At 74.8% G+C, this 12,950-nt stretch carries 12 protein-coding genes and 1 pseudogene; 7 read left to right on the plus strand and 6 right to left on the minus strand.

From position 1 onward, the window contains the following. Positions 1-267, minus strand: a pseudogene (locus DLJ47_RS37080) (hypothetical protein); the annotation flags it as partial. A 134-nt stretch (positions 268-401) separates the two neighbouring features. Next, positions 402-1,052 (minus strand): 4'-phosphopantetheinyl transferase family protein, encoded by a 651-nt coding sequence (locus tag DLJ47_RS24460; protein ID WP_109903174.1) that lies wholly within the window; start codon positions 1,050-1,052, stop codon positions 402-404. Positions 1,053-1,278: 226 nt separating this feature from the next. On the opposite strand from DLJ47_RS24460, the gene DLJ47_RS24465 reads away from it, so the two are divergent. Further along, positions 1,279-1,539 carry a hypothetical protein gene (locus DLJ47_RS24465; RefSeq protein WP_109903160.1) on the plus strand — a complete coding sequence of 87 codons (261 nt, stop codon included), beginning with the start codon at positions 1,279-1,281 and terminating at the stop codon, positions 1,537-1,539. 302 nt (positions 1,540-1,841) lie between these two features. Here the strand turns inward: DLJ47_RS24465 and DLJ47_RS24470 are convergent, their stop codons facing one another. Then, on the minus strand, positions 1,842-3,530 hold the full coding sequence (locus tag DLJ47_RS24470) for a dolichyl-phosphate-mannose--protein mannosyltransferase (protein WP_109903162.1): 1,689 nt from the start codon (positions 3,528-3,530) through the stop codon (positions 1,842-1,844). Between the two features lie 92 nt (positions 3,531-3,622). On the opposite strand from DLJ47_RS24470, the gene rsmI reads away from it, so the two are divergent. Next, on the plus strand, positions 3,623-4,462 hold the full coding sequence (gene rsmI / locus DLJ47_RS24475; RefSeq protein ID WP_396776246.1) for a 16S rRNA (cytidine(1402)-2'-O)-methyltransferase: 840 nt from the start codon (positions 3,623-3,625) through the stop codon (positions 4,460-4,462). A gap of 141 nt (positions 4,463-4,603) precedes the next feature. On the opposite strand, the gene DLJ47_RS24480 is transcribed toward rsmI, so the two are convergent. Beyond that, positions 4,604-5,530, minus strand: a complete 927-nt coding sequence (locus DLJ47_RS24480; RefSeq protein WP_233257997.1) for a hypothetical protein — start codon at positions 5,528-5,530, stop codon at positions 4,604-4,606. A 150-nt stretch (positions 5,531-5,680) separates the two neighbouring features. Here DLJ47_RS24480 and metG point away from each other — a divergent pair, with 150 nt between their 5' ends. Then, entirely contained in the window at positions 5,681-7,483 is a 1,803-nt protein-coding gene (gene metG / locus DLJ47_RS24485) for a methionine--tRNA ligase (RefSeq protein WP_109903178.1), read from the plus strand. A 56-nt stretch (positions 7,484-7,539) separates the two neighbouring features. On the opposite strand, the gene DLJ47_RS24490 is transcribed toward metG, so the two are convergent. Beyond that, on the minus strand, positions 7,540-8,391 hold the full coding sequence (locus DLJ47_RS24490) for an alpha/beta fold hydrolase (RefSeq protein ID WP_109903166.1): 852 nt from the start codon (positions 8,389-8,391) through the stop codon (positions 7,540-7,542). A 67-nt stretch (positions 8,392-8,458) separates the two neighbouring features. Beyond that, complete coding sequence (locus DLJ47_RS24495) at positions 8,459-9,700, minus strand: hypothetical protein (RefSeq protein WP_109903168.1); 1,242 nt, start codon at positions 9,698-9,700, stop codon at positions 8,459-8,461. Positions 9,701-9,890: 190 nt separating this feature from the next. On the opposite strand from DLJ47_RS24495, the gene DLJ47_RS24500 reads away from it, so the two are divergent. From DLJ47_RS24500 to DLJ47_RS24510, 4 genes are read left to right on the plus strand one after another with little or no spacing between them, the layout of a single operon-like run. Further along, a complete protein-coding gene (locus DLJ47_RS24500) occupies positions 9,891-10,811 on the plus strand; it encodes a TatD family hydrolase (RefSeq protein ID WP_393343508.1) in 921 nt (306 codons plus the stop codon). Beyond that, positions 10,805-11,710: a 16S rRNA (adenine(1518)-N(6)/adenine(1519)-N(6))-dimethyltransferase RsmA gene (gene rsmA / locus DLJ47_RS24505; RefSeq protein WP_109903170.1), complete on the plus strand. Its 906-nt coding sequence runs from the start codon at positions 10,805-10,807 to the stop codon at positions 11,708-11,710. The genes DLJ47_RS24500 and rsmA overlap by 7 nt, the downstream gene beginning before the upstream one ends. 26 nt (positions 11,711-11,736) lie before the next feature. After that, entirely contained in the window at positions 11,737-11,859 is a 123-nt protein-coding gene (locus DLJ47_RS37540; protein ID WP_255562332.1) for a hypothetical protein, read from the plus strand. Continuing rightward, positions 11,856-12,809, plus strand: a complete 954-nt coding sequence (locus tag DLJ47_RS24510) for a 4-(cytidine 5'-diphospho)-2-C-methyl-D-erythritol kinase (protein WP_109903172.1) — start codon at positions 11,856-11,858, stop codon at positions 12,807-12,809. Before DLJ47_RS37540 ends, DLJ47_RS24510 begins: the two co-directional genes overlap by 4 nt. Positions 12,810-12,950: the final 141 nt, after the last annotated feature.

The raw sequence follows: 12,950 nt of genomic DNA on the forward strand, positions 1-12,950 counted from the left end.
GTGTCCGGCGCCCCGCAGCCGCCCGTCTCCGGCGGGGGCGGCCCACGGGTCGCCCCCGCCGGAGACGGGCGGCTGCGGGGCGCCGGACACCGGGGGCAGCGGGGCCCACGGGTCGCCGGGCTGCGGCGCGGCGGGCGGTGGCGGCGGGTAACCGCCCTGGTCGGCGGGGAACTGCGGCATCGGGGCCGTTGGCGGGTACGGCTGCTGCTGCTCCGGGTTCTGCTGGTGGGGATCCTGCGGCCCGTATGGGGGCTGGGGGTGGCTCACCGTACTCCTAGGCACCTGACGACGATCGAGAACTGCCTGACGCTACCGTGCGCAAACAACCCTGCATCCTTCCGTGTCCGGTACCCGCCGGTGGTCCCCTGTTCGGGTCGATGATCCGCCCTGCCGGTCAGCGATCAGGGCAGCAGGACCGCCGCGGTCCGGACCAGCCCGTCGTCCACGGTGAACCGGCCGGTGATCCGGGCCGGAGCGGCCACCGGTGCGGCGTCGAGGCGGCCCGGCGCGATGCGGGCGGTGAACGTCCCCGCCTCCGGGTCGAGCGTGACCAGGGCGTCGTGGAAGTCCAGCCAGGTGCCGACGACCGGGTGCCAGACCTTGTAGACGGTCTCCTTCGCGCTGAACAGCACCGCCGGCCAGAAGGTGCCGACGGGCAGCCGGGCGCACCGCTCGTCCTCCTCGGGCAGGCAGATCAGCCGGCGTACGCCCGGATTGAGCTCGCGGTGCTGCTCGGCGTCGATGCCCACTGAGCGGACCTCGGTGGCCCGCGCGGCCGCGGCGGCGCAGTAGCCGCGGGTGTGCGTGATGGTGCCGACCACCCCGGCCGGCCAGACCGGCGACCGGTCGGCGGCCGACGGTACGGCGGCGGGGGAGAGCCCGAGGGCGGCCATCGCCCGCCGGGCGCAGACCCGCCCGGCGGTGAAGTCGCGGCGGCGGGTCTCCACCGCCCGCTCGCCGAGGCAGTCCCGCTCGGCCGGCAGCAGTTGGCCGGTCCAGTCGGCCGGGCCGGCCACCGCCACGGCCACCGCGACCGGCAGCAGGTCACGCATCGCGGCCATCCGCAGTACGCTGCCGGCGTGCCGCCCGGCCCGGCGTCCGGGCCGCGAAGTGCCCCACCCTCACCACGACTCGGCAACCTACCGCACGGTGTAACGCGGCGGCAGTCGACGGCGCTACACGCAGTGCCGACTGGGGAGCATCCGGTGTCCGTCCGAACTGTACGGAGGTCGGCGATCCGCGCGTCGTCGTCCTCGGACCGGAAAGGGCCATGCCGTCATGAGCGGTGGTGCATCTGACCCGGGCAACGACCACCTGCCGGTGGTACCCGCCTGGACCTGCGAGACCTGCGGCGGCGAGTGGCCGTGCGCCCCGAAGCAGCGTCGCCTGCTGGAGGAGTACCGGGGTGAGCGTCCCGCCCTCGCCGTCTATCTCGGGTCCTGCCTCGCCGCCGCGACGCAGGACCTGCGGGGCGTTCCGGAGCGGATCCTGCAGCGGAGGTTCACCGGCTGGCTGCCGCGCCAGTCGAGATCCTGGTGACACCGGCGGGCCGGGCCGCGCCGGTGCCCGCTACGCGCTTCGGATCGCCGGGCGGCGATCGAGGGGCGTCAATGTTGGGCAATGGGGTACGAAAGCGACGCATCACCGTCTGTCGGATGTAAACCATGTGTCCGGCGGCGCATCCGTCGGAAATCTGACCCAAGTCGACCCGTTGTGCCGGTGGTGCGCGGTGGTTAAGCTCTTCATGCGCGCCCCAATCGCCCGCTTCCCCCGTGGCAGGCGATCGGGGCGCGCATCTATGTGCGGGGCGTGTTTCCAGTGCTCACCGACGATGTCGGCGCTCAGATCCAGCGGCCGTCCAGCCACATCCGCGCCGACCACTCCGCGTACGTCATCAGCTTCCCGACGAAGATCGGGTAGAAGTACGCGAAGCAGAGCGCGACCAGCAGCACGTACCCGCCGGCGATCACGCCACCGACCAACCGGCGGTCCCGGCTGGCCTCGGGGTCGACGGCCACCTGCTCACCCGGCGGGCCGGCCGGCGACACGATCGAGCCGAGCACGTAGGCCACGGCCAGCACCAGGAACGGCAGCGCCGGGGCGGTGTAGAAGGAGAACATCGTCCGGCCGTCGAGGGCGAACCAGAACCAGGGCAGCAGCCCGGCGGCGACGCAGAGCAGGATCGCTCCGGCCCGCCAGTCCCGCCGGGCGACGCCCAGCCAGACCAGCGCCACCAGGGCGGGCAGGAACGACCACCAGAGCAGCGGCGTGCCGAGCAGCAGGATCTCCGACGCGCAGCTCGGCGCCCCGCAGGCCCCGTCGCCCGACCAGTAGAAGGCCACCGGCCGGCCCAGCAGCAGCCACTGCCACGGCCAGGACTGGTACTTGTGCGGGTCGTCCAGGCCGGTGTGGAAGCCGTACGCGGCCTTGTGGTACTGGAACAGGTTGTTCAGCGCGCCGATGACCGGGGTGTCGCTGAGTGGAGCGTTCGGGTAGCGCTCGGCCAGCCGGTAGTAGCCGTCGTCGCTGAGGAACCAGCCCGTCCAGGTGGCCAGGTAGGTGGCGACCATCAGCACCCCGGCCAGCACCAGCCAGGGCAGCTCGTCGAGCAGGGTGTCCCGCCAGGGCCGGCGGGCCCCGGCGGAGCGGCGTACGCCGACCTCCCAGAGCAGCACCAGCAGCGCGAACGCGGGCAGGAAGTACAGCGCGCTCCACTTCACCGCGCAGGCGCAGCCGAACAGCACCCCGGCCGCCAGCCGCCACCAGGGCCAGTCCCGCCAGCCGGTGTCCGGCCGCCCGGCCCGGCCCGGTCGGGACGGGTCCAGGCCGGCGTCCAGCGCCCGGGCCCAACGACGGCGCCGCGCGTCCCGGTCGAGCACCAGCGCGCCGAACGTCGCCAGCACGAAGAAGAGCAGGAAGATGTCGAGCAGCGCGGTGCGGGACAGCACCAGGTGGAAGCCGTCCAGGGCGAGCAGCAGGCCGGCGGCGCAGCCCAGCGCGGTGGACCGGAACAGCCGCCGGCCGATCCGCACCAGCAGCAGCACCGACAGGGTGCCGACCACCGCCGCGGAGAAGCGCCAGCCGAACTCCGGCGCGGTGGTGACCAGGTGCCCGGGGACGGAGATGTTGTGCTCGGCGTCGGAGTAGCCGAAGGCCCACTCGCCGAGCCCGATCAGCCATTTGCCCAGCGGCGGATGGACCACGTACGACGGGCCGCCGTCCTTGTAGTTCCACTCGACGCCCTTGTCGACCAGCCCCCAGCCGTCCCGGGCGTAGTAGACCTCGTCGAAGATCTTGCCGTTCGGGCCACTCAGGCCGACGAAGCGGAGGATCGCCGCGATCGCCACGACCACGGCCGTGGCCAGCCAGGAGCGCCCGTCCAGCTGGGCGTCGACGGTGGCCAGCCGCCGGCGCACCACGCCGGGGACGGCGCCGCCCGCCTCCTGCGACGTCCGCCCCGGGTCGCCGCCGGACGCCGTCGGCTCCGCCTCGGTCCGACCCGCGCTCTGTGCTGTCGACGCACTCGTCACCCGGCGATCGTAGGCTCCGGAGGTGCCCGGTGGCGCCCGTCGTCTCCGATACCGGTACGGCCGTCGATGAAGGAGCGTCAATCGTGGGTGAAATGTCCGACACCGGGCGCCTCGTTCTGCTCGGCGCGCCGCTCGGCAACCCCGCCGACGCCTCCGCCCGGTTCCGCGAGGTGCTCGGCACCGCCGATGTGGTCGCCGCCGAGGACACCCGCCGGCTCACCCGGCTGGCCCGCGACCTCGACGTCACCGTGCCTGGCCGGATCGTCTCCTACTTCGAGGGCAACGAGGAGCGGCGTACCCCGGAACTGGTTGACGTGCTCGCCGCCGGCTACCTGGTCGCCCTGGTCACCGACGGCGGCATGCCGAGCGTCTCCGACCCCGGCTACCGGCTGGTCCGGGCCGCTCTGGACGCCGGGGTCCCGGTGACCGCCGCCCCCGGGCCCAGCGCCGTGACCACCGCGCTGGCGCTGTCCGGGCTGCCCAGCGACCGGTTCTGCTTCGAGGGGTTCCTGCCCCGCACCCCGGCCGCCCGCCGGTCCCGGCTGCGCGCGCTCGCCACCGAGCCGCGCACGCTGGTGTTGTTCGAGGCGCCGCACCGGATCGCCGGCGCGCTGGCCGACCTGGCCGCGGCGTTCGGCGCCGACCGGCCGGCCGCGCTCTGCCGCGAGCTGACCAAGACGTACGAGGAGGTGGTCCGCCGCCCGCTCGGCGAGTTGGCCCGCTGGGCCGCCGAGGAGGAGCCCCGGGGCGAGATCACCCTGGTGGTGGGGGGCGCTCCCGAGGTGGCCCCGGAACGCCCGGACGACGACGCGCTGCGCGCGGCGGTGGCCGCTCGGGAGGCCGCCGGCCTGACCCGCCGGGACGCGATCACCGAGGTGGCCGCCGAGTTCGGCCTGCGCCGCCGCGAGGTCTACACGGTCGTGCACGCGTAGGGTCGGCGGTCGACGCCGCGCCCCGGCCGCGTCGACACCGCTGGCCGAAAGCGGTCGGGGCGGGTCCCCGCCGAGTGCGGCCGGCAGCGCCACCCGCGGTGGCTACCAGGCGGCGACCGCTGCCCGGTCGCCTGCGGGTCGTCACCAGGCGGCGACCAGGAAGCCCGCGGTGATCAGGGCGGGGCCGGCCGCGGCGGCGGCCACCGCCCAGCGGCGCTGTCGGGGGTCGGCGAGCCGGGTGGCCCCGGTCCACCGGGCGGTCCCGGCCGCGCAGCCGGCCACCGCGAGCAGCCCGAGCAGCCAGCGCAGGTGGGCCCCGACGCCGTGGTCGGCGTACGCGGTGCCGCCGTCCGGGCCGGTCATCCGGGCGGCGAGGGTCGAGCCCGGCGCGGCGCGCCCGGCCGGCACCCCGCTGACCCGGACGCCGTGCGCGACGTACCGCCCCTCGGCGGCGGTGAAGATGCCCCGGCAGCGCTGGCCCAGCCCGTCACCGGCGCAGTCGACCACCACCACGGTGCCCGGCGTGGCGTGCCCGAGCGCGACCCAGAACGGCCCGGCGCTGACCCAGGCGAAGAACGCCGCCGCCAGGCTCAGGCCCAGCAGCACGGCCAGCCCGCGCGGCGGGTCGGGAGGGCGCGGCGTCCGGTCGGCCCGCCGGGCCCGGCTCCCGGCGTCGCCGGTCGGCCGGTCCCGGTCCGGCGCCGGGTGCGGCCGGATCGGGGTGCCGTCCCAGTGCACCTCCTCGATCGGCGCCCAGAACTCGTCGTCGCCCGTACCCCCGTCGCAGAGCGGGCCGCGCCGGCGCCGCCCCCCGTTCGACTGCCGGACCGGGACCCGGCGCGGTACGGCGTCCACCGGCGCCCCGGTGGTGGGCTCGACCTCGACGGGCGGTCCGGCCGTCGGGTCGTCGGCGGCAGGGGCCGCCGGGCTGGCCTCCGGCCGGGGATGCGGCGCGACGGCACCGGCCCGTGGCGGCCCGACCGAGTCCCGGCGGGCGTCCCCGACGGCCGGGCCGGATGGACGGTCGTCACGGTCGTGGGTCGCTCGGCTGCCAGTCACGACGTTCATTGGACACCGGGGTCGGAAGGCGTATTGGCAGTTCACAGCGCGTGTCGGGGACAAATCGGACCAATGGTCGAGGTGGCTCGGCCGGACCGCCGACCCGCGGAGCCCTATTGGTTCGCGACCGCGCCGCCCGGGTCACTAGGCTTGCTGCTCATGAGTCACGTTCTCGCGGCGGTAGCCTGGCCGTACGCCAACGGCCCGCGCCACATCGGCCACGTCTCCGGTTTCGGCGTTCCCTCCGACGTCTTCAGCCGGTACATGCGGATGGCCGGCCACGACGTGCTCATGGTCTCCGGCACGGACGAGCACGGCACCCCGATCCAGGTGCAGGCGGACGCCGAGGGGGTCACCCCGCGCGAACTGGCCGACCGCTACAACCGGGTGATCGTGGAGGACCTGCACGGCCTCGGCCTCTCCTACGACCTGTTCACCCGCACCACCACCGGCAACCACTACACGGTGGTGCAGGAGCTGTTCGAGGGGATGTACCGCAACGGCTACATCGTGCCCAAGACCACCATGGGGGCGATCTCCCCGTCCACCGGCCGGACCCTGCCCGACCGCTACATCGAGGGCACCTGCCCGATCTGCGGCTACGCCAGCGCCCGCGGCGACCAGTGCGACAACTGCGGCAACCAGCTCGACCCGATCGACCTGATCAACCCCCGCTCGAAGATCAACGGCGAGACGCCGGAGTTCGTGGAGACCGAGCACTTCTTCCTCGACCTGCCGGCCCTGGCCGACGTGCTGCGGCAGTGGCTGGACACCCGCGAGGGGTGGCGGCCGAACGTGCTGCGCTTCTCGAGGAACCTGCTCGACGACCTCCAGCCCCGGGCCATCACCCGGGACCTGGAGTGGGGCGTGCCGATCCCGCTGGAGGGCTGGCGGGACCGCCCGGACAAGCGGATCTACGTCTGGTTCGACGCGGTGATCGGCTACCTCTCCGCCTCCATCGAGTGGGCCCGCCGCTCCGGCGACCCCGAGGCGTGGCGGAAGTGGTGGTCCGCCGACGGGGAGGGCAAGGACGCCCGCGCCTACTACTTCATGGGCAAGGACAACATCGTCTTCCACTCGGTGATCTGGCCGGCGCTGCTCGCCGGCTACTCCGGCGAGGGGTCGCGCGACGGCGAGCCGGGCCAGCTCGGGCGGCTCAACCTGCCCACCGAGGTGGTCTCCAGCGAGTACCTGACCATGGAGGGGCGCAAGTTCTCCTCGTCCCGCCGGGTGGTCATCTACGTCCGGGACTTCCTGGAGCGCTACGACGCCGACGCGCTGCGCTACTTCATCGCCGCCGCCGGCCCGGAGAGCAACGACACCGACTTCACCTGGGCCGAGTTCCTCCGCCGCAACAACGACGAGCTGGTCGCCGGCTGGGGCAACCTGGTCAACCGGTCCATCTCGATGGCGGCGAAGAACTTCGGCGCGATCCCGCCGGTCGACCCGGCCGGGCTCACCGAGGCCGACGAGGCGCTGCTCGCGGTGGCCCGGGCCGGCTTCGCCACGGTCGGCGACCTGATCGCCCGGCACCGGCAGAAGCAGGCCATCGGCGAGGCGATGCGGGTGGTCGCCGAGGCCAACCGGTACCTCTCCGAGCAGGCCCCGTGGAAGCTCAAGGACGAGGCGGACAAGCCGCGGATGGGCACCATCCTGCACGTCGCCCTCCAGGTGGTCAGCGACGCCAACACGCTGCTCACCCCGTTCCTGCCGCACTCCGCGCAGAAGGTGCACGAGCTGCTCGGCGGCACCGGCGTGCACGCCCCGATGCCGGTCATCGAGGAGGTCGAGGACCTCGACGGCGGGCCGGCGTACCCGGTGCTGACCGGGGACTACACGGTCGGCGCGCGCTGGGAGTCGGTGCCGCTGGCGGTGGGCCGGCCGCTGGCCGCCCCGAAGCCGGTCTTCCGCAAGCTCGACCCGTCGATCGTGGACGAGGAGCTGGCCCGGCTCGGCGGCTGAGCCGACGTACGCGAAACGCGGCCCCGGGGAAGTCCCGGGCCGCGCCGCGTACGCGGTCAGGCGCGGGCCATCGCCGGCGCGCCGATGAACTCCATGATCGCCTTGTTCACCTCGGTCGGGTGCGTCCACGGGGTGCCGTGCGGCGCCCCCTTCAGGGTGACCAGCTTGCCGTCGCGCAGCATCGGCGCGAGGCGCTGCCCGGTCACCGGGTAGGGCAGCACGTTGTCCCTGTCCCCCTGGATGATCAACACCGGGACGTCGATGTTCGGCACGTCGTTGCGGAAATCGGTCTGCCAGGCGTCCACGCAGTCGTGGGTGCCCTTCGCCGAGGCCCGCGCGCCGATCTCCCAGTGCGCCCGGTACGCCTCCTCGCTGACCACCTTGCCCTTGTTCTCGTCCCAGTTGAAGAAGTTGTTGCAGAACTGGGTGAGGAAGGCGAAGCGGTCGTCGATGATCGCCTTCTGGAAGCCCTCGAAGATGCTCTTCTCCACGCCCTCCGGGTCGTCCGCCGTCTTCAGCAGGAACGGCGCCAGCGGAGCCATCAGCACCGCCCGGTCCACCCGGTCCGAGCCGTACGCCCCGAGGTAACGGGTCACCTCGCCGGTGCCCATCGAGTGGCCAACCAGGATCGCGTTGCGCAGGTCCAGCTCGGTCATCAACACGTCGAGGTCGGCGGCGAAGGTGTCGTAGTCGTATCCGACGCTGGGCTGCGCCGAGTTGCCGAAGCCGCGCCGGTCGTAGGTGATCACCCGGTAGCCCGCAGCGAGCAGCGGGCCGCTCATCTTCTCCCAGGTCGCCCCGTTGAACGGAAAGCCGTGGATCAGGACGACCGGCTGGCCGGTGCCGTGGTCCTCGTAGTACAGGTCGATCGGGGCGGAATTCTCCGTACCCACCGTGATGAAGGGCATGCTCACTCCTGAACTCCGGGCTCGTCGTCGGCTCGGCGCATTCCCACGGCGTGGGCCGGTATTCCGGTCAGAGCTGGTAGGGCAGGTCCACCACCCGGTCGTCGGTGACCTCGGTGGCCGGCGCCCAGGTCTCGTAGACGCCCCGTTCCTGGCACTGCGCCCCGGTCGCGACCACCGCGTCCGGATCCGGCCGGCGCAGCCGGATCCGCAGCCAGCCGGCCTCCTCCCGGAGCACCAGGCAGTCCACCCCTCGCCACCGGGCGTGGCGCAGCCGCCGGGCCACCGCGTCGACCGGGTAGCGGGCGGCCCGGGTCATCGCCAGCACCCGGAACCCGCCGGGCAGGTCGGCCACCGCCTCGTACTCGCCGCCGGCGTACGCGCCGACCAGCTGGGTCGAGCGGGGCGCCTCGCCGGTCGGCAGGTACTCCTGGTCGGGGGAGAGCCCGGGCACCGCGGCGAGCAGGTGCCGCCACTGCGGGCCGACCATCCGCAGCCAGCCCCGCTGCTCCGCCTGGTAGCTGTAGAGCACCACCTCCACCCCCTCCGCCGGGTAGGCGAGCAGGGTGGCGTTCGCCGGCATCGGCAGGTCGGCGAAGTCCCGGGTGACGAACTCCGGGACGAGCTGACTGCCGCTGGGCACGAACCCGGTGCCCAGCACCGGCGGGCCCAGCCGGTCCCGGGGCGGCAGCGCGGTCAGCCCCCGGTGCGCCGCGCCGACCGGCGCCACGTAGTCGCCCGGGTCGGCCGCCCGCCAGCGCAGCACGTACGTCACGTCGCCCGGCCCGCTGTCGGAGTCGGTACGCAGCACCGCGGTGGCCGCCGCGCCGCGCAGGTGCGCCACGTCGTGTTCCCGGTAGCAGAACCCGTGCGGCAGCCGACCCCGCAGGTGACCGGCGAGCTGCGCCGGGGAGAGCACCTTCACCATCCGGGTGCCCCGCCGGATCACCGCCGAGCCGCGCACGGCGGCGAGCACCGGATCGCCGGCCGCGGCCGGCTGCTGGCTCAGCTGCTGCACCTGCACCCAGCCGCGCTCCCGGTGCGCCGGCAGCATCAGCGGCGCCTCCGGCTCCTCGGCCGGCGCCGGCGCCCCGTACACCGCGCTCACCTCGGTGACGTGCACGAACCGGCGCCACGGCAGCGCGCTGCCCGGCCGCGGTGACCGCTCGAAGCCGGCCACCTCGTCGGCGCTGAACAACTCGTACGCCGCACCCCGGGCGATCTCCTCGGCCGGGTACACCGCGCCGCCGTACGCCACCCGCAGCCCGGTCCGCTGACCGGCGTCCCCACCGGCCTGGGGCAGGACACTCATGCCGGCACTCCGCTGCGCTCCGTGCCGCCATGAGGCACCTCCGCGCTGAGCCGATGATTCGCTGGCTGACGCTCGCTCATGCCGGCACTCCGCTGCGCTCCGTCCGCTTATCCACCCCGCGACCGTAGAGTCGCCCTGGGTAGCCGAGGTGAACATCAGGTGGCGGTCGGGTGGCCCCGGCCGGTGTGTGATCCTTTGGGTGATGACCGAGCCAACCGAAGAGACGAGCGGGCGCGCCGAATCCCGCCGCGCCCGGGCCGCCCGCCGCGCCGGGGAGTTCCCGCCCGCGCCCGAGCCGCTGCCCGGCCCGGTGCTGGACAGCCACACCCACCTCGACATCACCGTCAGCGAGGCCGGCGTGCCCGGCGGCGGGCCCGCCGACGACCCGGTCGCTGCGGCCGTCGCGGTCGCCGCCGCGGTCGGCGTCGACCGGCTGGTGCAGGTCGGGGTGGACGTGGACTCCTCCCGCTGGGGCGCGGAGACCGCCGAGCGGTACCCGGCGGTGCTGGCCACCGTGGCGCTGCACCCCAACGAGGCGCCCCGGCTCGGCGACCTGGACGAGGCGCTGCGCGAGATCGAGGCGCTGGCCGCCCGGGACCGGGTCCGCGGCGTCGGCGAAACCGGAATGGACTTCTACCGCACCGGCGACGAGGGCCGCGCCGCCCAGGAGGAGAGCTTCCGGGCGCACATCGCGATCGCCAAGCGGTACCGCAAGGCACTGGTCATCCACGACCGGGACGCGCACGCCGACGTGCTGCGCATCCTCGACGACGAGGGCGCGCCGGACACCGTCGTGCTGCACTGCTTCTCCGGCGACGCCGACTTCGCCGCCGAGTGCGTCCGCCGCGGCTACCTGCTCAGCTTCGCCGGCACGGTCACCTTCGGCAGCGCCGGCGCCCTGCGCGAGGCCGCCGCGCTCACCCCGCTCGACCAGCTCCTGGTGGAGACCGACGCCCCGTACCTCACCCCGATGCCGCACCGGGGCCGCCCCAACGCCTCGTACCTCATCCCGCTGACCGTCCGGTCGCTCGCCGCCACCACCGGCGCCGACCTGGACCAGCTCTGCGCGGCCATCTCCGCCACCGGCGACCGGGTCTTCGGCCCATGGTGAGCCCGGCCGGCGTCGAGCCGCCGCGCGGGCCGGGCGGCCTGCTCGGCCCGGCGGAGATCCGGGAACTCGCCGCCCGGCTGGGGGTCGCGCCCACCAAGAAGCTGGGCCAGAACTTCGTGCACGACCCGAACACCGTCCGCCGGATCGTCACCGCCGCCGGGCTCGCCCCGGAGGACGTGGCGCTGGAGGTCGGCCCCGGCCTCGGTTCGCTCACCCTGGCCCTGCTCCCGGTCGCCGCGCACGTGCACGCCGTCGAGATCGACCCGGTGCTGGCCGGGGCCCTGCCGGAGACCGCCGCGCGGCACGCCGGCCCGGACGCCGGCCGGCTCACCGTGCACCGGGCCGACGCGCTGCGGATCGACGCCGCCGAACTGGCCGACCCGGCGCCGACCGCGCTGGTGGCGAACCTGCCCTACAACGTGGCCGTGCCGGTGGTGCTGCACCTGCTCGCCGAGCTGCCCAGCCTGCGGCACGGCCTGGTGATGGTGCAGAAGGAGGTGGCCGACCGGCTGGTCGCCGGTCCCGGCTCCAAGGTGTACGGCGTGCCGTCGGTCAAGCTCGCCTGGTACGCCCGGGCCCGGGCCGCCGGTCGGGTGCCGCCGAACGTGTTCTGGCCGGTGCCGAACGTCGACTCGGGGCTGGTCGCCTTCACCCGCCGCGAGCCGCCCCGGCCGGAGGTGCCCCGGGAGCGGGTCTTCGCCGTGGTGGACGCGGCGTTCGCGCAGCGCCGCAAGACCCTGCGCGCCGCGTTGGCCGGCTGGGCCGGCGGCGCCGACCGGGCCGCCGCCGCGCTCACCGCGGCCGGGGTCGACCCCGGCGCACGCGGAGAGTCACTCACCGTGGAGCAGTTCGCCGCCATCGCCGCGTCGGCTCCGGCCGCCGCGCCCGCCGCCCAGTAGGCTGGCGCCGGGTCCGCCGAGGGCCGGTGCACGTGTACCCGTACCCCCTGGTCGGCGGCCGGCGCGAGCCCGGCCGCCACTGCGCCGAGGAGCAGATCGTGGAAAAGCCGTTCGAGGTCCGCCCGCGCGTCCGGGACGACGTCCCGTGACCGAGGCGTGGCGACCGGAGGACGAGGACCCGCGGCGGCGGGGCGCCAGCGGGCCGGTCCGGGTACGGGTGCCCGCCAAGGTCAACCTGCACCTCGGGGTGGGCCCACTGCGCCGGGACGGCTACCACGAGCTGAACACCGTCTACCACGCCATCTCGATCCACGACGAGCTGACCGCCCGCCGGGGCGACACGCTCACCCTCACCATGGAGGGCGAGGGCACCGGCGAGCTGGCCCTGGACGACTCCAACCTGGTGATCCGGGCGGCCCACGCGCTCGCCGGGTACGCCGGCGTCCTTCCGCACGCCCGGCTGCACCTGCGCAAGCAGATCCCGCTCGCCGGTGGGCTGGCCGGCGGCAGCGCCGACGCCGCCGCCGCACTGGTCGCCTGCGACGCGCTCTGGGGCACCGGGCTGTCCCGCGACGAACTCGCCGGCATCGCCGCCGACCTCGGTTCCGACGTGCCCTTCCTGATCCACGGCGGCACCGCGCTGGGCACCGGCCGGGGCGAGGCGGTCAGCCCGGTGCTGGCCCGCCCCACCTCCTGGCACTGGGTGGTGGCCATCGCCGACGGCGGGCTCTCCACCCCGGCCGCCTACGCCGAACTCGACCGGCTGCGCGAGGCCGGCGCGGCCCGCCCCCCGCTCGGCAGCACCGACGCGCTGCTCGCCGCGCTGCGCCAGCGCGACCCGCGGGTGCTCGCCGCCGCCCTCGGCAACGACCTCCAGGACGCCGCGCTGGCCATGCGCCCGTCGCTGGCCGCCACCCTGAAGGCCGGCGAGGCGGCCGGCGCGCTCGCCGGCATCGTCTCCGGCTCCGGGCCGACCTGCGTCTTCCTCGCCACCGACGAGGCGCACGCCGGTCGGGTCGCCGCCGACCTGGCGGCGGCCGGGGTGTGCCGGGAGGCCCGGGTGGCCCACGGACCGGTCGCCGGGGCGCGCATCGTCTGAACCGGTGAGCACCCCCGGCCGTCGTCACACCCGGCCGGGCCGGCCGCCGCCCAGCTTGCCGACGCCGGTCCGGCTGTCCGGCCGACGCCACCGTCCCGGCTGTCCGGCGGGCCTGCCGTCGGGCGGGGGACGGAACAAGTG

It is taken from the genome of Micromonospora sp. S4605, from assembly GCF_003176715.1.
Classification (GTDB): domain Bacteria; phylum Actinomycetota; class Actinomycetes; order Mycobacteriales; family Micromonosporaceae; genus Micromonospora; species Micromonospora echinaurantiaca.